The organism is Methanobrevibacter sp., assembly GCF_017940815.1.
Lineage (GTDB): Archaea > Methanobacteriota > Methanobacteria > Methanobacteriales > Methanobacteriaceae > Methanocatella.
The window spans coordinates 17,337-36,963 of record NZ_JAGAXX010000013.1; the positions used below are offsets into that span (position 1 = coordinate 17,337).

17 protein-coding genes and 1 pseudogene are annotated in these 19,627 nt (G+C 36.8%); 9 read left to right on the forward strand and 9 right to left on the reverse strand.

Annotation, left to right across the window (positions count from 1 at the left end):
- Window positions 1-5: 5 nt before the first annotated feature.
- Genes ILA26_RS02140 through ILA26_RS02160 form a run of 5 tightly spaced genes read right to left on the reverse strand, consistent with a single transcriptional unit; the run spans window position 6 to window position 3,741 of the window.
- Complete coding sequence (locus ILA26_RS02140; RefSeq protein WP_292893606.1) at window positions 6-1,382, reverse strand: formylmethanofuran dehydrogenase subunit B; 1,377 nt, start codon at window positions 1,380-1,382, stop codon at window positions 6-8.
- Window positions 1,372-1,941, reverse strand: a complete 570-nt coding sequence (locus ILA26_RS02145; protein ID WP_292845856.1) for a molybdopterin dinucleotide binding domain-containing protein — start codon at window positions 1,939-1,941, stop codon at window positions 1,372-1,374. The genes ILA26_RS02140 and ILA26_RS02145 overlap by 11 nt, the downstream gene beginning before the upstream one ends.
- A gap of 12 nt (window positions 1,942-1,953) precedes the next feature.
- Window positions 1,954-2,184: a 4Fe-4S binding protein gene (locus tag ILA26_RS02150; protein WP_292743149.1), complete on the reverse strand. Its 231-nt coding sequence runs from the start codon at window positions 2,182-2,184 to the stop codon at window positions 1,954-1,956.
- Window positions 2,185-2,192: 8 nt separating this feature from the next.
- Window positions 2,193-3,290, reverse strand: a complete 1,098-nt coding sequence (gene fwdF / locus ILA26_RS02155; protein WP_292893608.1) for a tungsten-dependent formylmethanofuran dehydrogenase subunit FwdF — start codon at window positions 3,288-3,290, stop codon at window positions 2,193-2,195.
- Window positions 3,283-3,741 carry a 4Fe-4S binding protein gene (locus tag ILA26_RS02160; protein WP_292893610.1) on the reverse strand — a complete coding sequence of 153 codons (459 nt, stop codon included), beginning with the start codon at window positions 3,739-3,741 and terminating at the stop codon, window positions 3,283-3,285. The genes fwdF and ILA26_RS02160 overlap by 8 nt, the downstream gene beginning before the upstream one ends.
- A 417-nt stretch (window positions 3,742-4,158) precedes the next feature.
- Here ILA26_RS02160 and mobB point away from each other — a divergent pair, with 417 nt between their 5' ends.
- Both mobB and moaA read left to right on the forward strand, forming a co-directional pair.
- A complete protein-coding gene (gene mobB, locus ILA26_RS02165) occupies window positions 4,159-5,196 on the forward strand; it encodes a molybdopterin-guanine dinucleotide biosynthesis protein B (RefSeq protein WP_292893612.1) in 1,038 nt (345 codons plus the stop codon).
- 4 nt (window positions 5,197-5,200) lie between these two features.
- Complete coding sequence (moaA, locus tag ILA26_RS02170) at window positions 5,201-6,130, forward strand: GTP 3',8-cyclase MoaA (protein WP_292893614.1); 930 nt, start codon at window positions 5,201-5,203, stop codon at window positions 6,128-6,130.
- Between the two features lie 83 nt (window positions 6,131-6,213).
- Here moaA and ILA26_RS02175 read toward each other — a convergent pair whose 3' ends face one another.
- From ILA26_RS02175 to ILA26_RS02185, 3 genes and pseudogenes are all read right to left on the reverse strand, one after another.
- Window positions 6,214-7,419, reverse strand: a complete 1,206-nt coding sequence (locus tag ILA26_RS02175; RefSeq protein WP_292893616.1) for a Coenzyme F420 hydrogenase/dehydrogenase, beta subunit C-terminal domain — start codon at window positions 7,417-7,419, stop codon at window positions 6,214-6,216.
- 109 nt (window positions 7,420-7,528) lie between these two features.
- Window positions 7,529-9,598 (reverse strand): annotated as a pseudogene (fdhF, locus tag ILA26_RS02180) (formate dehydrogenase subunit alpha); the annotation flags it as partial.
- 80 nt (window positions 9,599-9,678) lie between these two features.
- Window positions 9,679-10,485, reverse strand: a complete 807-nt coding sequence (locus ILA26_RS02185; protein WP_292893618.1) for a formate/nitrite transporter family protein — start codon at window positions 10,483-10,485, stop codon at window positions 9,679-9,681.
- Window positions 10,486-11,127: 642 nt separating this feature from the next.
- On the opposite strand from ILA26_RS02185, the gene fdhD reads away from it, so the two are divergent.
- Complete coding sequence (gene fdhD, locus ILA26_RS02190; protein WP_292893620.1) at window positions 11,128-11,877, forward strand: formate dehydrogenase accessory sulfurtransferase FdhD; 750 nt, start codon at window positions 11,128-11,130, stop codon at window positions 11,875-11,877.
- Between the two features lie 2 nt (window positions 11,878-11,879).
- Here fdhD and hxlB read toward each other — a convergent pair whose 3' ends face one another.
- Window positions 11,880-12,470 (reverse strand): 6-phospho-3-hexuloisomerase, encoded by a 591-nt coding sequence (hxlB, locus tag ILA26_RS02195; RefSeq protein WP_292893622.1) that lies wholly within the window; start codon window positions 12,468-12,470, stop codon window positions 11,880-11,882.
- A gap of 58 nt (window positions 12,471-12,528) precedes the next feature.
- Between hxlB and ILA26_RS02200 the strand changes: the two genes are divergently transcribed.
- The 6 genes from ILA26_RS02200 (at window position 12,529) to lysS (ending at window position 19,619) form a co-directional block, all read left to right on the forward strand.
- Window positions 12,529-13,398, forward strand: coding sequence for a LysR family transcriptional regulator (locus ILA26_RS02200; protein WP_292893624.1), 870 nt, complete (start codon window positions 12,529-12,531; stop codon window positions 13,396-13,398).
- A 177-nt stretch (window positions 13,399-13,575) separates the two neighbouring features.
- Window positions 13,576-14,490 (forward strand): carbohydrate kinase family protein, encoded by a 915-nt coding sequence (locus ILA26_RS02205; protein ID WP_292893626.1) that lies wholly within the window; start codon window positions 13,576-13,578, stop codon window positions 14,488-14,490.
- Between the two features lie 230 nt (window positions 14,491-14,720).
- Complete coding sequence (gene thiC / locus ILA26_RS02210) at window positions 14,721-16,019, forward strand: phosphomethylpyrimidine synthase (protein ID WP_292893628.1); 1,299 nt, start codon at window positions 14,721-14,723, stop codon at window positions 16,017-16,019.
- Window positions 16,020-16,142: 123 nt separating this feature from the next.
- Window positions 16,143-16,649, forward strand: a complete 507-nt coding sequence (locus ILA26_RS02215) for a hypothetical protein (RefSeq protein ID WP_292893629.1) — start codon at window positions 16,143-16,145, stop codon at window positions 16,647-16,649.
- Between the two features lie 112 nt (window positions 16,650-16,761).
- Window positions 16,762-17,958 carry a proteasome-activating nucleotidase gene (locus ILA26_RS02220; RefSeq protein WP_292893631.1) on the forward strand — a complete coding sequence of 399 codons (1,197 nt, stop codon included), beginning with the start codon at window positions 16,762-16,764 and terminating at the stop codon, window positions 17,956-17,958.
- 77 nt (window positions 17,959-18,035) lie between these two features.
- Entirely contained in the window at window positions 18,036-19,619 is a 1,584-nt protein-coding gene (gene lysS / locus ILA26_RS02225) for a lysine--tRNA ligase (RefSeq protein ID WP_292893633.1), read from the forward strand.
- The last annotated feature ends 8 nt before the right edge of the window (window positions 19,620-19,627 follow it).

The following is a 19,627-nucleotide window of genomic DNA, read 5'->3' on the forward strand; positions in this document are numbered from 1 at the left end:
CACCTTTATAGTGCGTTTGGATTTGGCACATATTTTGGAGCTACGTTTGGCTCTTCTCTGAGTTTCATTACTCTTTCTTTCAATTCACGGACAATCCATTCGTCGTCACGACAGGTTTCTGGTTTGTCGATTGCTTTTTTCATGTAGATAGGAACTCCATCCATACGGTAACTGGTACCAGCACATTCAACAGCAATAAATGAACCTGGTAATACTACGTCAGCGAGTTCGGTAGATGGACCCCAGTGGATATCGATTTGAATAACTGGAATGTCAGCTAAGTGTTGGTTTGCTCCGTTAGGGAAGTGAGCACCTGGGTCAGCTGCAATAACCATGAAACAGTCTGGTTCTTTTCTTACTAATAAATCGATAGTGTTGGTTTCACCTAACATATATCTTGGGTAACCTCTACAGTAGTCAACACCGAAAGCAAATCCACATTCGAATGCCATGAAAATGTTGAATCCGTTTACGTTAAAGTGACCTCTCATTGGAGTAAGACCCCATTTACTGTATTTGTTTAAGTCTTGTACCATTTTAATAGCGATATCAATGTTTCTTTGTTTTGATAAAGTGTGGGTTAAACCTAAACCGAAGAAGAGAACACCAAATTCAGCGTTTTTCATTTCTTCTGCTAATTCGTAAATGTCTTCTTTAGGAATACCAGAAATTACGTCTTGGTATAATTCTTTTCCTCTGAGAACTGCTCTGATAGCGTTGTAGAAACCGTAGTCTCCGTTTTGTTCAAATCCAATCCATTTGTCTGAACATTTTGCGGTATCTGAGAATTTTGGATCCATGGTAACAACAGTTCTGTCGAATCTTCCTCTTTGTCTGAAGTATCCACGGCAGAATACAGCGTATCTTGCCATGTGTCTTGGGTGAGAGTTCATAGCGTTACTTCCAGAGTAAACAATCATGTCAGCTCTGTTTTGAACTTCTCCTAAGGTTTGGATAGGGTAACCTGCGTTTTGCACAGCTTGGAGAGAAGGACCGTGACAGATAGTAGCTTGGTTATCTAATACTGCACCGATGTATTCACCTAATGCTACTCCTTCTTTCATACATTCAGTAGAAGTTTCGGACCATCCGTAGAATACAGGTCTGATGGAATTAGCGATGTATTCAGCAGCTTTGTCTAAAGCGGTATCCCAGTCAACTTCTTTGAGTTCTCCGTTTTCATCCCTAATCATTGGAACAAGTAATCTTTGGTCCATATCTTCCATGATTTTACTTGCTCCTAATCTGCATGCGTGTCTTACTGCAACTACGTGATTGTCTTTAACTAAGTAGTCTAAGTCGTCACAGTTACAACCACAGAATGCACAGGTACAATTTTCAACAATGTAATCATAATCAGTTACAGGTGGTTCATAAGTCATGATCAATCAACTCCTCCCATTTACGTCCGTGATAAACAGGTAATTCACCTAAAGATTCCATGTTTTCAACAACATCGTCATCTTCTTCATCAACGTATTTTTTGTATACCCATCTCATTAAGTCAGCCATGAGTAATACTTTTCTGTCGGTTTTTTCGACAGTACATCTGATTCCTTTGTAGGTAGGGTCAGAACAGCAGTAAGTGTCGTGACTTACAATGGTGTTAGCCCATGGTCCTTTACAAATGAATACAGTTCCTTCGTGAGGTGCATCTCTTGATACTGCACAGTTTACTACTACTTCACCGAAGTCGGTTTTTACAAGTACGGTATCCCAGTTGTTTACACCTAATTTTGCCATATCTCTTGGATCCATGTAACAAGTACCTGAAGCGTTTTTGTACTCTTGTTTTAAGGTGGATCCTCTTTTTTTACAAGCACCTTGGTAGATATCTGATCCGGTGTTTAACATACATTTGAGTACGTCAGTTGTTCCTTCACCAGTAATTTTTACATCAGGTACTACAGGTTTTTCTAAATAAGTATTAGCATAATGCATAAATTAATCCCCCTATTCTAACCATATAGCATTTACTGGACAGAACATTTGGCATGTTCCACATTCTTCACATTTTTCAGGACTGAAAAGTTTGATGAATCCGTTTTCAACCATCATGATTACTTCTTCAGTCTTAGCACCATTACCACCAGCGTTTTCTGGACTGATAGCAGCATTTACAGGACATGCAATTACACAAATCCCGCATCCTAAACAATTATCTTGATTAACTTTAAGTTCCATCTAATCACCTAATCTTTAATTGCATCTAAAGCTTCTTTCCAAGTAGTTGAGCTAATAGGTGTGTGGTCGATTTCAGTTCTGGTTACGGTAATTGCGCCGTTAGGACATGCTTTAGCACATGCTTTACATTTTACACAGTAATCATTGTTTGCAATTACGTGTTCCATTCTGGAACCAGGACCTGAGGATACAGGGAATGCTAATGCGTTACATCCACAAATATCTACACAAGCTCCACAAGCTTGACATTTTTCATCGTCGATTTCAATAGAACCTTGGAATGGTTTTTTGTGTTTAGCAGCGTCAGTTGGACATACTCCTTCACACCAGCCACAGAATACACAGAGTTCTGAGTCAATGATGGAGTTTCCTTTAACTACAGCTTTTGAAGCGTCTAAGTCATATTCACCGTAGTTACATGCTCTACAAATTGCTTTGATAGCGTTGGTAGGACAGGATTTTTTACATACTAAACAGTATACACATGCATCTTTGTCGATAACAATGGATTCTTTTCCAGTTTCTTTATCAACAACGATTGCTTCTGCAGGACATAATTCTTCACATACACCACAGTAGATACATTCGTTTTCGTCTACGTCGATTTCACCAGTTACTAAGTCAGCACGGTTTGGTAAAACTCTTTCGATAACGATTGCATCACGAGGACATGCGATTTCACATCTTTTACAGTAAATACATTCATCATCATCAATTTCTGAGAAAGCGTTGTAATGAGGATATGCGTCGATTTCTTTGATTGGAGTGCCGTCAATAGTTAATACTAATGCATCAACAGGACATAATCCGGAGCACATACCACATAATACACATTTACTTTCGTCAATGCTAATTCTTTGAACATCAAAGTCTTCTTTGAAGTTTTGAGCAATCTTTTCGTGACCACTGAAGTAAACATCGTTTGAGATTCTGTGACGTGCGTCTACAGCAATTGCGTTTAAGGTAATTGCTTCAACAGGACAAGTTGATTCACAAATCCCACAACCTAAACATACCTGGTCATTGAAAGACAAGTTTCTGACTTCTTCAGCAGATCTTGTAATGTCAAAGTTGTTGTCTTTAACCTCTTTTAAATTTCTAATCATATTCAATCTCCAAAATTTTTATAGAATTAGTTGGGCAATCCTCGCTACATAGCTGACAACCGCAACATTGTATGGAGTCTGCATGCGCTTGCAATGATTCTAACTTAATAGCTTTCATTGTACATGCATTTACACATAAGCCGCAACCAATACAGGAATCTTCTATAATTACTTCGAAATCTCTTTCTCTGCAAATATTCACAATTTTTCGACTCTGTTCTGGTTCCTCAAATATTGCCTCGGCCATCCTTAGGAAATCTTTGGGACATAACTCGGTTATTGTCCTTGCAACATCGATTGAGTTCCAAGAAAGGTTTCTTCCATTCAGATAATGTGATATGGTAGACCTGTCAACACCAAGCTCGTCAGCAATTGTTTGATGACTTTCACCCGCATCTTTCAACTTGACCGCAGCCAAATATTTCAGACCAGATGCAATATGTTTCGGCATTTTGAACCACCAATGTGTAATGATAACACATATGTTTTCTTATATAAATATAGTTGCCTACTAGAATTAAATAGAAACTTTTATATATAACTGTGGGAATACTACACAAAAAATTTTTCTAAAATTGATTAAAATTAAGATAGAAATAAATTAATAAATATAACTTACCCATTACATAAAAAATAATCCAATCAATTAATATAGATAAAATAAACTATTGTAACTTCTCAAATATTAAAAAAAGAAAAAAAATCACTACAATTTTGTAATAAAAAATATAGTAAAAAGTATTACAAAAATGCCAAAAACCGACCTAAAAGTTTAGGTTAACCTAAAATGTGTAGTAACTACACATAATTCCGTTTAGAAATTTTTAATTAATACGAATGATATATAATATTATAAGGGGATTATAAAATGAAGATAGTATCTATTGTTGGTAAAAAAAATACCGGAAAAACTTCACTGACCGTGAAAGTTATTGAAGAGCTGACACGAAGGGGATACAATGTCGCTTCAATAAAGCATTCCCACCATTCAATAGAAATGGACAAGGAAAATACAGACACCTGGAAACACAAGCAGGCCGGTGCAAACCTGGTAGTTGGTGTGGGTTCAACAACCTTTTTCAATGCAAGACAAGAAATGGACCTGAACAGGATACTGTACCTAATCAAACACATGGATGACTTTGATTTTGTAGTCATTGAAGGATACAAAAGCTACAACTATCCGAAAATCATCACTTCACCTAACGTGAGGGATGAATACACCATAAAGGAAGTTGATTCATTCACCATAGACGAGAAAGGCATTAGTGAACTTGCAGATCTAATAGAAGAAAGAGGCCATGACATAGTTGACACACTCTTTGCAAACAATTGCGGATACAATGACGGCGAGACAATCGCATCAGAGATTAGAAACGGCAATCTAAAGGTTGATGATTTAGATAACGTCCAAGGCTATCTGTCAATAGATGGAAAAGTCGTTGGGTTAAACAGATTCGTAAGCGACTACCTGAAGCAAAGCGTGATGGGAGTCATAAACACCCTGAACCTTAAGGATTACGGTGTCGAAGACATTGGAAAGATAGAATTGGTAATCCCTAATGAAAATTCCCCTAAAAACCCAATAGATGCTGATTGTGAAATATTCATCAATAACAAGGCGATTCTGATTAATCACTTCACACGAAACATCGTTTCAAATTCCATAAAGGGAATGATCAATGCCCTCAAGACAGAAGATGATGTCAAGCTGATAGATATCGAGATTAAGAATATCGAGAACAATGAACTGGTCAATGCCGACATTGCACTCAAGACAAACGGCAATGATGTTGAGATTAATGAATTCACCCAGGGAATCCTAAAGGAAACAATTTTTGCAACAATCAACACGTTGAAGATTGATGAAGAGATACATGAGATAAGAATTAAAGTGGAAGAATGATAACATGCTAGAAAACGTTGTAAAAGACAAATATGAAAGACCGATTCTTTCACTAAGAATCACATTGACAAACAGATGTAACGTTAACTGCCTATACTGCCACCATGACGGAATGGTCAAATCAAAGGATGAAATGACCGCAGACGAGCTATATACAATATGTAAAATAGCCAAGAAGATTGGTGTGAGAAAAATCAGACTGTCCGGTGGAGAGCCATTGCTCAAAAAGGACATTGTGGAGATTGTTGAAAAAATCGCAAGCCTTGAGTTTAAGGACATTTCAATGACAACCAACGGAATTCTCTTGGAAAAATATGCTCAGGAGCTAAAGGATGCAGGACTTGACAGAGTTAACGTCAGCCTGGACACACTCAACAGGGAAACATTTGAATTCATCACCAAAAAGGACTATCTTGAAGATGCCAAAAGAGGAATCCTTAAAGCTGTTGAAGTAGGATTGTACCCTGTAAAGATTAACATGGTCATAATGAAGGACATCAACCAGGACGAAATTGATGACATGTTCGAATTCTGTAAGGAAAACGACATTGTGCTTCAGCTGATTGAATTGATTGAAAGTGAAAACTGCGATGACGACAAGTTCAGTGTGGACTATCACTACAAGCTAGACGATATCGAAAAAGAGCTGGCTGATATAGCTGATGACGTGCGAGAACGTGAATTTATGCAAGGCCGTAAAAAATATTACATTGACGGTGGAGAAATCGAGGTAGTTAAGCCTGTTGATAATGCTAAATTCTGCGCAAACTGTTCCAGATTGAGAATAACACCTGACGGTAAAATCAAACCATGCCTGCTTAGAAACGACAATCTTGTCGAGCTGATTTCACATGTCCGATCTGGCGCAAGTGAGGATGAACTGGAAGAAATTTTCATAAATGGAATCAATAAACGTGAACCGTTTAATTCCTAATTATTATTTTTTTAATTGAAAATATAACAGTGTTAATTTAACATCTCAAAAAAAAGAAAAAGTTGGAAATAAGGAAAGAATCCTTATAACCATTTAGCTTTGGATACATGGTCAGTGAATGGAAGTGGTTCGTCACTACCCATACCTGGGACGTATCCGTAGATTTCTCTTACTTTGTTGTTTACGGTACTCCATACTTTAGCTACAGGGATTTCACATGGACATACTTCGGAACATTGTCCACAGTTGGTACATGCGTCAACCATGTGTACTAAACGTGTTAAGTGGAAGAATGGAGCTGCAGGAGTGTATCCACCAGGTACCCATTCAGGACCTTCAGCTTCGAGACAGCAGTCTTCACAGAAACATAATGGACATGCTTCACGACAACCGTAACATTTCATACATTTGGAGAATTCGTCTTCGTATTGGTAGAATACGTCAATGATGTCTCCAGTAGTACCTGCGTAATCAACTTCTTTTTTAGCTTGGGATTCTTTAAGCATGAAGTTGTTGATGTTTTCTCTGATTTTTACACCTTTTTCGATAGGTTCAGCAGTTTCGATTAAACCAGCTTCAATAACTTTGTCTAATACGTCTGCACCTTTGTCTGAGAATACTTCAACAAAAGTAGCTTTACCAGCTAATTCTCCGATAACTCCCCAGTTACCTAAAGCTAAGTCAGCGTTGGAAGGGATTTTGAGATTACATCTTTGACAGTTTTCTCTTCTTCCCATACCTTGTTCTTCTAATTCATCGATTTTGAAACCTTTTTCACCATCAGCTGTTTCCATGATGAGTTTACCTTTTGCGATTTCTTCTTTGATAACATCTTTAGGATCTAATTCGTATACATCTCTAATCATGTTCATGGTTGGAACAGGTGACATAGTTCCACCACAGTTTACACCGATCATGATAACGTTATCTTCGATGATTTTACCTTTTTTCATTAATTCACGGATGGTCATTGCATCACATGGTTTACATGCAACAGCAAGTTTCATGTATCTTGCACCATCTAAGTATTTGGATACAAATTTAGCAATGTTTAAGGTACCACAGTGAATGGAACCTGCGGTTTTGATTACATCAGCAGGGTCAGTGATGAGAGTTGGTACACCATCATAAATATCGTGACCTTGGGTTACACCAACGACACCGTCAACAATACCTTCTTCTAATAAGTATTTCATGATAGTGGTAACGACTCCACCGTACTCTCCTTTTTCTTTGATATCTTCAATAGCAGAGTATGCGTAGTACATATCATTAATTTTTGCGCTCATTTAAATCTACTCCTTATTTACCTACAGTCAAAGTGGTAGTTGACATGTCTTCTGCTTTAATTTCAGTGTCAGTACCTTCTTTGTAAACTTCGCCTTTCATTTCTACTACTTCAGGGAGTTTTTCTACGTTAATAGCACAAGCTTTTAATTCAACCATTTTAGATTTAGGGTCGAAAGAATCGGAGTTGGTTAATACGTTAGCAGCACATTCTACGAAGTGCATTGGAATGTTTACAATACCTTCTCTGATGTCATCAGTTACACGAGCAGGGATTGCGATTTCTCCTCTTCTGGAGTAAGCTTTTACTACTTCACCGTTGATAATTCCTCTAGCTTCAGCATCTTTAGTGTTGATTTCAATGAAACCGGTTTTAACTTCGTTGTTTAAGGTTTCACATCTTCTGGTCATTGCTGCGTGGTAGTGGAACAAGATCCTTGTAGTAGTTAATAATAATGGGTATTCTTCATCTACGGTTTCAACAGGTCCTTTGTGTTCTAATGCTTGGAAGACACCTAAACCATCAGGGTGTGCGAATTTTTCTTTGTGCATTAATGGTTGACATGGGTCATCTTCGGAAGGACAAGGCCAGTGAAGCGCTTCAGGAGTGTCTAATCTTTCACGGTTCATACCTGCCATGATAGGAGCACATTCTCTGATTTCATCGAAGATTTCTTCAGCAGATTCGTAGTGGAATAATGGTCTTGGTACGCCCATTCTAACAGCGATTTCTTCCATAATCTTCCAATCTAACATTGCGCCTTCAGGAGGTTCTTGTGCTTTGTGTAAGCATTGTACTCTTCTTTCACCACTGGTGAAGGTACCTTCTTGTTCACCCCAACCTGCTGCAGGTAATACAACATCAGCACATTGTGCAGTGTCGGTTAAGAAACATTCTTGTACAACTAACATTTCTAAGTTTGCAAGTGCTTCTTTTGTGTGTGCTACGTCTGCATCAGAGAGAACTGGGTCTTCCCCGTGGATGTATAATACTTTTAAGTCACCAGCGTGAGCAGCGTTCATCATTTCTACTAAGGTTAAACCAGGAGTGGTTGGTAAGTTAACTTCGTAACCTTCTCCACTGTAGTAGTCGTTGAACCATGCGGTGGTTTCTGGGTCTTTAACTTTTCTGTAACCTACGTAATCGGAAGGTAATGCACCCATATCACAAGCACCTTGTACGTTGTTTTGTCCTCTTAATGGGTTTACACCAGTACCTTGTCTACCAATGTTACCAGTTAACATTGCGAGGTTTGCAGTGGACATTACGTTATCTGCACCGTGAGAGTGTTCGGTAATACCTAATGAGTATACGATAGCTGCTTTGTCAGCAGATGCGTATTCTACAGCTAAGTGTTCAATTACTTCAGGTTTGATTCCGGTAATTTCGGAAGCCATGTCTAAAGTGTATTTTTGTACGGTTTCTTTCATTTCTTCGAAACCTTTGGTTCTGTTTGCAATAAACTCATCATCTTGTAAGTCTTTGTCGATGATGACTTTAATCATAGCGTTCATTAAAGCTACGTCAGTACCAGTTTCAAATTGAACATATTCGTCTGCGATTTTAGCGGTAGGAGTGAATCTTGGGTCTAATACAACTAATTTAGCACCGTTTTGTTTAGCTTGGATTAATTTACGTCCAAATAATGGGTGTGCTTCCATGTTGTTTGATCCAATACAGAAGATGTAGTCAGCTTCTTTAATACTGTCGAATCCGTTGGTCATAGCACCGGAACCGAAAGTGGTAGCTAAACCTGCTACAGTAGGACCGTGACAAATACGTGCACAGTGGTCTACGTTTTGAGTACCACAAGCTACTCTTGCTAATTTTTGAGTAATGTAAATGTTTTCGTTAGGTGAACGAGCACATGCGTAGAATCCAACTTTGTTTGGATCTTCGTCAGATACTTCTTTGAGTTTGTTAGCAACTAAGTCTAATGCTTCATCCCAAGAAGCTTCTCTGAATTCACCGTTTTCTTTTATTAAAGGAGTAGTTAATCTGTCTTCCCTATTAATAAATTGGTATCCAAAGTTTCCTTTTGGACATACTTTACCCTCGTTTACAGGGTGTCTTTTTAAAGGTTCTACACCAACGATTTTGCCGTCTTTGACTACAAAGTTGAGTCCACAACCAGTACCACAGTACGGACAGATAGTTGGTACATATTTAATTTCAACCATTTTATAATCTCCAAAATAATATATTATTTTTTAAATAAATAAAAAAAGAAGCTTTAAAAGCTTCTTATGAATTTACTAGCTTAGTCTTTTAAGTAGGTGTACCAGTAGATACATGCTACGAAGACTGCTCCACCAATGATGTTACCAATAGTAACAGGTACTAAGTTGTTAACAATAATAGTACTCCAAGTTACGCCTTTTGCACCTAAGAACATACCTAATGGTATGAAGAACATGTTTGCAACACTGTGCTCAAATCCTATGGTTACGAAAGCCATAATTGGGAACCAAATACCAACGATTTTACCAATGATATCATCTGATGCGTTAGCTAACCATACAGCTAAACATACAAGCCAGTTACAACCGATAGCCTTGATCATAGCTACGGTGAAAGGCATGGTTACTTTACCTTCAGCTACAGCAATAGCTTTTGCAGAAATAGCATAAGCTGGTGCGGATGCGTCAGTAGGAGTAATACCTCCCATGTATGCGAGAACGTATGCAACGAATAATGCACCTACAAAGTTGAAAATCCAACTTATTACCCAGTTTTTAGCGAGACCGCCAACAGATGCGGAACCGTCTAAAACACCGAGGGTCATGAACATTACGTTACCAGTGAAGAGTTCTGATCCTGCGAGAACCACAATGATCAAACCTACAGGGAACACTGCACCGAATACGAATTTTTCTAAACCTAATGGTGCGCCAGCTTTTAACATACCAGCACTAGCTACGACAGCTAATAAACCACCAAATGCAATATATGCTCCTGCTAAGAAGGAGAGTAATATTACATTAACAATATTTGCAGAGTTTTTTGAACCAGCAGTTGCGGAAATCGCTTTCGCCGTGTCTACTGGACTTTTAAAAGATGAACTCATATTATCAACCTCTTTTATTCCCTTTTTATTTATTTTTTATAATACTAATGAATCCCACAATTTAGTTCAAAGAGTATTATGATACTATATTTGATTGTTATATATAAAAAGGGTTTGTCATTAGAACCTAAAAGAAATATTTAAATAGTACAAAGGAATAAAATTAAACATAATGATAAATCATGATGGATTAAGTACACATCGTGTAAAACTTCTTTTTTTAACTAAATTTCAATAATTAATAAGTAATTTTTTTATTTTCAATGTGAAAATCGTCAGATTTATGAAATTAAATAGTAGGATTCTTATTTTAGGAAATATTTAAAAAAAATATCTATGTGAAAGAATATTAATATCGGTGTTTTGTGGACTAAAAATGCCTAAAATTCACATCAATTCAAATTTTATAAAAATTAAAAATTAAAAATCGAAGTAACTATTACAAAAAAATTTAACCTAAAAATAAATTATACCAGTTTTTAAAAAAAAATATTTGAAATATTATCAAAAAAAGATGGAATATTAAATTTAATATCTACAAGAATCAACGAATGTAATTATATTTGATAATCGAAAAAAGTCAAATCTGATAAGTTAATTAACATGATAAATAATAATTTATTATATATTAGGGGGACTTTCATGAAAATAGAAGAAATAGATGCAATAAACTTCAAAAATGATAACGTCGAAAACGTCAGGGAAAAAGTCGTAAAGGATGAAACAATCACATTAACCATCAACGGAAACATATCACGTAGCTTATCTGCAATCGAGGATTCACTCAAGGAGTTTGCAGTGGGATACCTATTCAACGAGAACATGGTGAAATCATTGGATGACATCAAAAAGATTGAAATCGACGGACCTCAAATCAATGTTGAAATCGATGACACCTTGCTTAAAACAAACGAAACAGTGCTTTGTTCAGACTCAGCGGGAGGATGGAGAAGCAAGATTAAGGATGTCAATCCAGTCGAATCCGATTTTCAGGTGAATGTTCATGAACTGATTGACCGCATTGAAGAGCTGAAAAACAATGCTGAAATATGGCAGGCAACAGGAGGCACACACGTTGCAGGAATTGTATATGACGGCCAATTTGTAGTAAAAGAAGATGTAAGCCGTCACGTTGCAGTCGACAAGGTGATCGGATATGGAATTCTAAATAATTTTGACCTGAAAAATTCATATGTGATATACAGCGGAAGGATGCCCGCAGACATGGTGATCAAGATGACAAGGGCAGGCGTTCCAATATTGGCATCAAACGCAGCTCCCGCCAATTCAGGATATAATATTGCAAAAAAAGGAAATATTACTTTGGTTGGATTCCTAAGAGGCCAACGCTGTAATATATATAATAATCAGAACAGAGTAATTTTTGACTGAAATTACTCTAAAACAGTGTGTCTTGCCTTTAAGTCACTTTCAGTTTGATGCATCTTTTCCATCAATTCTGAAACGATAGCATCCAAGAACACTAAAGTGGTCAATTCAAAAGCAGTACCTAATGGAGTTAATGAAGTATAATTACCATGTATTTGACGTTTGATATAATTTTCATCGTCTACTTCTTTTTTAGTTCTTCCTTTAACAAGAATATAACTGTCACATAATTGACCTAAGGTAGATTCAGGATAAGAAGTTAAAGCTAAAACTTTAGACCCTCTATTTTTTGCGATTTTAGCAGCAGAAACAATAGTATTAGTTTCTCCAGAACCTGAAATAGCTATAATACAATCATCTTCATAAATTGCAGGGGATATGGTTTCACCAACCACATAAGCACTTAAACCTAAATGCATTAATCTCATTGCAAATGCTTTTGCAGCAAGGCCTGATCTTCCCGCTCCAGTAACAAAGATGTTTTTAGATTCAATAATTATGTCTTCAAATTTTTCAATAGCTTCTTCATCCAAATAGTCTTCTGCACTTTTTATGTTATCCAATATAGCATGAATAGAGGTTTTCATTATTTCCATTTTTATCTAACCTATAAATCGATATTATTAATTATGATTACAATTTTATTTATAATTAATGAAATTTGAAAGTAATGGTTTAATCAGTTTAGAGATAAATGGTGAAATTTATGACTATAAACTATACCAAAGTTTAGAATCATTATCTCGAACTAATTCCCAACGAAAATCTGCAAAAGAGTTAGGTATTTCACATACTGTTTTTAATAGAAGATTACTTAAAGCAGAAGACAAATTAGGTGTTAAAATTAGACAAAAGGCGGGCAACGGAACTTTATTGACTCAAGAGGGTCAAAGCCTACTTGAGGAATTTAAGAAATATCTCATTCAAATTGAAAAGACATCCGATTTAAACATAGTTGGGGGACATATCAGCACTGGGCTTTTAGAAAGCATCGACACACCATTCAATACAAATATTTACAGCAGCAGCGACGAGGATGCTTTTGAACTTGCAAAAAGAGGAGCTGTGGATATCCTGACACTGGATGACCCTTTGATTGCATATGAAAGAGACATAAATTTCATTCCAATAGCCTATGATTATCTTGTTTTGGTCTCAAGCCAGAATTCTAAAAAAATAGATAGCATTTCAGACTTAGAGGGACTGGACTTTGTAAATGTAAATGGATCAGCCCAAAGGCTTGCATGGACCAGCCTTAAGCATTATGATATCGAGTACAACATCAAGGAAAATGTGAAATCCCAATTTGATGCGTTCAAATTAGTTAGAAACTCAAAAAATCTTTATACATTCCTGAATGCAAGTTACTTCAAAGGAAATGAACTGTTGAAGTACGATACTCAACATGTAATCAGTATTGTAAAAGTTAACGAAGATAAACCTGAAGTCAATGAATTTGTCAGGTTTTTACTTAATGATGCTCATGAATTGATTGAAAAACAGGGCTTCACACCAATGGGATAATACTTTTCAAATGCTCTTGGAAAAAATGATTATTAATATTATTATATATTAAGTACCATCACTCATATTTGCACAGAAGTGCACTTTTGAATTTTCATATTATCACCAATATGAACTTTCAAAACATTAAATAATGATAAAAACCAATATAAAATTGAAATATTTAAAGGCGATATTATGGCAAAAAACAGAGATTTACTAGCAATTGGTCACTCTGCTCATGATTACATTATTAGAGTACCTGAATTCCCAAAAGCTAACTTTTCAGCACCAATAACCAATATGAAAACCTTTAATGGTGGTGCTGCAGCTAATGTGGCTTGCGTTGGAGCAAAATTAGGTTTAAAAACTTCATTGGTTTCCGCTGTTGGTGGAGATTTTAAAAGAACCGAATATTATGAAAACATGCAAAACTTGGGCGTGGACACCGAATCATTAATTTTCGTTCCAGGTGAAGAGACTCCTACCGCATTTGTTTTGACCGATGACAATGACGATCAAATCAGTTACTTCTATTGGGGAGCAGCTAAAGAATTTGCAAACAGTAAAATTCCAACAAAAGCTATTGAAAATACTGAAGCTGTTCATTTAGCTACTGGTGACCCTGAATTCAATTGGAAATGTTCCCAGGAAGCAAAAGACCAAGACTTGCTTGTTTCATTCGACCCCGGTCAAGACCTTGGAATGTATGACACCAAAAAATTGATTGATGTCATTGAAAATACAACCATCTTGTTCGGTAACCATCATGAAATTGAAAGGATTTTAGACGCTCTTGAAGTTGACTTGACCGGTTTAAGGAACATGGGACCTAAAATCATTGTAAAAACCTGTGGAGCTAACGGTTGTGAAATTTATTCAAATGAAGAAAAAATCAAGATTGATGCAATTCCTACTGAAGCTATTGACCCAACTGGAGCCGGAGATTCATACAGGGCAGGATTCTTATCAAGGTTCTTGAATGGAGAATCACTTGAAGAGTCCGCTAAATTCGCATCAACAGTTTCATCATTTATTATAGCCCATCAAGGTTGTCAAACAAATATGCCAACTTTCGATGAAGCATTTGAAAAAATGAATGAATTCTATTAGATTTATTCTTTTTTCAACTTTACTTTATTTTTCTCAATATTTCTTTATTATTGTTATATCTGATTAAAAATTACTATTTTTAAAAATTACTTTATTTTTGTCAAAATACTTTGAATCGAAGTTTATCCTACTAATTTAAATAGTATTAAATAAATATACATCATTATCAATTTGATATGAGAAATTATTAAAATGAATTTGACTGTTTTAAATTATGATTGAGGGAAATTATGACTCAAATAAGTGATGCAAAAAAAGGAATATTGACAGATGAAATGAAACATGTGGCAGAAATAGAAAATGTTTCAGAAGACTTTATATTAAAATCAGTAGCTGAAGGTACCATTGTAATACCAAGCAATGTAAACAGAGACATTGAAGCATCAGGTATTGGTGCAGGACTTAGAACAAAAGTAAACGCTACTGTTGGAACCTCAACCGATATCGTTGACTTCGATGAAGAGGTCTTAAAAGCACAAATTGCAATCGATAACGGTGCAGACTGTTTGATGGAACTCAGTATTGGAGGAGACTTGGATGTAATCAGAAGAAGAGTACTCGACATGTCTCCATTACCAGTGGGATCAGTTCCTGTTTACCAAGCGGCAATCGAAAGCATCAGAAGAGACGGTTCCGTAATTTACATGGATGAAGATGACCTATTCAAAACCATCGAAAAGCAAGCAAAAGATGGTATTGACTTTATGGCTATCCACAGTAGTATCAACATTGAAACCTTGACCAGACTCAAAAGGCAAGGTCGTGTAACCGGTTTAGTATCCAGGGGAGGATCTTTCATGTCCGGTTGGATTGTTGAAAACGAAAAGGAAAACCCATTATACGAAAACTTCGATTATGTTTTAGAAATAGCAAAAGAGCATGACGTTGTATTATCCTTAGCAAATGGTATGAGAGCAGGATCCATTGCAGACTCAACAGACAGGGCACAAATACAAGAATTGATCATTTTAGGAGAATTAATTGACAGATCCCGTGAAGCTGGAGTACAATGTATGATAGAAGGACCGGGACACATTCCAATCAACGAGATTCCAACAAACGTTATGATTCAAAAGAAAATGTGTTCAAACGCTCCATTCTACATGTTAGGACCTATCGTATGTGACGTTGCACCAGGTTATGACCACATAGTATCTGCAATCGGTGCGGCATCATCCGCAAAAGCTGGAGCAGACTTCATCTGTTACGTGACACCTGCAGAACACCTCGCATTGCCAAACCCAGATGACGTGAGAGAAGGAGTTATTGCAACCAAAATCGGAGCTTACGCAGGAGACTTAGCAACCGGCCAAGTTGACGGTTCACAAGACCTTGCAATGGCAGAAGCTCGTAAAAAACTTGATTGGGAAGCACAATATGAATGTGCAATGTTCCCAGAGGCTGCACGTGCAAAAAGAGACCAAAGACCTCCTGAAGAAGAGGACACATGTACCATGTGCGGCAACTTCTGTGCGGTGAAAATCGTTAACGAATGGTTAGACCAATCAGACTCAGATTTAATCAAATAGATATTAATTTATCTATTTTCCTTCTTTTTTTAAAAGCATTCCAAAAAATAATGGGATTTATATATTACATCTTTAATACATATTAACATATCTAGTTTAGATATGCTAAAAAGGTGTATTAAAATGAAAAAAATATTAATGGTAGGAGTAATTTTACTCGCAATTTGTGTATCCATCAGTGCAGTAAGTGCTGATGACGGATGGAGTTTCAGTTGGTCCTCAAGCGACAGCAGCAACTCCAATGGTGGCGAAATAAGTTTTGACAATGGAAAATTAAAAATTCAAGGTATTGAATTAAGCATCCCTGACGGATTTAAAGAAAATAAAAACGAAGAAAAATTAGCAGTAGACACTAACGATACAAACAACGCTAAATACTCCGCATGCGCATTCACTAATGGAGACAAAGACATCATTACAAAAGTATTCTTCATGGATGATAAAGAATTCGAGAATTTAACATCTAATGGTGACGGTTCCTCAATTGATGCAACAATGGCAGGAATCAAAGGAATTTTCTACCCAGACAAATATGATGATCAAACCCCAACATTTGAATACATCAAAGATGGTAAAATCGTTGAAGTGAACGCACCAGACAACGAAACTATTGAAGCTGTAATCAAATAGAGATAAATCAACATGATTTATCTTTTTAATTTTTTAAAACACCACCAACTATTTTTTAACAAAACCACAAAATAAGAATTATCTCCAACAAATCAATATCAAGGTGATAGTTATGGAATCCATTCAGGACGCTTCAAAGGAAGAACTGATTGATACAATTGAATCTTTACAAGAACAAAACCAAAAAACTAAAGATGAATTAATGGAAAAACTTAGAAAGCTTGAAGGCGAGCAATTAAAATCAAACGTCAGCAATCGCCAACTGGAAGGAAAGATTAAAGAGCTGAAAGGTGAAATCAAGTCATTCAAGAAAAATCCACTGATTCTTGCGACAATCACTGAAGTCTTTGATGACAACCAGGTGGGAATCAAGGGCAATGTCGGCCACGAGTTTCTTGTAACCTATCCAAAGTCAATCAACACCGAACACCTTGAGCCTGGAGCAAGGGTGGCCCTCAACCAGAACACATTGACTGTTGTCAATGTCTTTCCAAAAAAGAAAGATGAGAACATAACTGCAATGGAAATCGAGGAACGTCCAAACATCACATATGACGATATTGGAGGATTGAAATATCAGATTGTGGAGTTAAGGGAAACCGTGGAACTGCCTATTAAGCACCCGGAAGTATTCGAGGAAATCGGAATAGATCCTCCAAAAGGAATACTCCTATACGGTCCACCGGGAACCGGTAAGACATTGCTTGCAAAAGCAGTGGCAAATGAGACAAATGCACGTTTCATAAAGCTTGTCGCTTCGGAATTTGTAAACAAATACCTAGGTGAAGGTTCACGTTACGTAAGAGAAGTGTTCGAATTGGCCCGTGAAAAGACCCCTGCAATAATATTCATCGACGAGATAGATGCAATAGGAACAAAAAGGATGGGAGACACAAGCGGGGCAGACCGTGAAGTGCAGCGCACATTAATGCAACTGCTTGCAGAACTTGATGGATTCGACTCACGGGGAGACATTGGAATAATCGGAGCAACAAACCGTCCGGACATACTTGATGATGCCCTTCTCAGGCCAGGCAGATTTGACAGAACCATTGAAGTGCCGAACCCTTCAAAAAATGGAAGAAAACACATTCTTGAAATTCACACAAAACGCATGAAGATTGACAAGGAAATAGACTTTGATAAAATAAGTGAAATCACCGAAGGATTTTCAGGAGCCGACCTAAAGGCGGTTTGTACCGAGGCAGGAATGTTTGCAATAAGATCAGCTAGGAAAAAGGTAATTACCAAAGATTTCCTAGATGCCATTGACAAAATTATAGATTCCTCAAAAATTGCCCTTAATTAAATAATATTTTTATATTACAAAAAACAAAGATTATTTTATTATAAAACTTATTTTTATTATTATAATGGAGAATACAGATGACACATTGGATTGAAAATGTAGCTATTGAACTAGCTAAAAGAGACACAGAAGAGCATGTTATTGCAAGTGGAACCTCTATTTCAGGTTCTATTCACATTGGAAACTCATGCGACATATTTGTAGCTAACGGAATTGGAAAAAAATTAAGGGAAATGGGAAAGAAAGCTAAAACTATATGGATTGCAGATGACCACGATCCACTCAGGAAAGTCCCATATCCATTACCTGAATCTTACGACAAATACTTAGGAATGCCATACTCAATGATTCCATGCCCAGACGGTTGCTGTGCAAACTTTGTGGAACACTTTGAAAAACCGTTACTTTCAGTCATGGACGATTACGGCATTGAAATGGAAACCAAATCCGGTTTTGAAATGTACAAAAGCGGAGTTTATAATGACTATATTAGAACTTCCCTTGAAAGAGTGGATGAAATCAAGGAAATCTTCAACCAATACAGAAGAGAACCTTTAGCAGATGATTGGTTACCATACAATCCTATTTGTGACGAATGTGGACGTGTAAATACAACTTACGCTTACGATTACGACGGAGACATCATCAAATACAGATGTGAATGCGGACATGATGGTGAAATGGATATTAAATCCGGAAACGGTAAGCTCACATGGAGAGTAGAATGGGCAGCTAGATGGAAAATCTTCGGTACCACATGCGAACCTTTCGGAAAAGACCATGCAGCAAGTGGAGGATCATACGATGTAAGTAGCGTGATTTCAGAGAAAATCTTCGATTATCCTGCACCATACCCAGTGCCATACGAATGGATTACCCTTGACGGTGAAGCAATGAGTAAATCCCATGGAGTTTTCTTCGCTCCTGAAGAATGGCTCAAAATCGGACCTGCAGAAAGTCTTCATTACTACCTGTTCAGATCAAAACCAATGAAAGCAAAAGACTTCTCACCAAAAATGCCCTTCTTAGACTTTATCGACCAATTCGATACCGTTGAAAAAGTATTTTATGATGAAGTTGAAGCACCATCTGAAAAAGAAGGTAAAAAATTCAAGGAAATCTATGAAATCGTCCAAATGGAACCTGGAAGTCCTTTGCCTTTCAGACCACCTTTCAGATTCTTGGTTAACGCTTACCAAATAGCTGGTGACGACTTAGAAAAAATATTTGATATCCTTAAAAGAAACTCACAATTAACCAAAAGCTTCAAAGATAAAGAATTCGGTGACTTGACCGAAACTGAATTGGCCCAATACAGAGAAAGAGTTGACAACGTAATTTACTGGTTGGAAACCTATGCACCTAAATTCGTTAAATTCCAAGTGCAAGAGAAAAGCATACCAAAATTACCATTGACTCCAGAGCAAGACAAGTTCTTGGCTGACTTGGCAGATTTAATGGAAACCACCGAGTTCACAGATGCGGCTGCATTGCACGATGCAATGTATGAAATCCTAGAAGCTCAAGAATTAAAACCACAAAAAGGTTTCCAAGCTATTTATAAAATGATTCTCGGTCAAAAACAAGGCCCAAGAGCAGCATCATTCTTATTAAGTTTGGATAAAGACTTTGTTGTTAAAAGATTAAGAAAAGAAGCTTAATCTTTTTA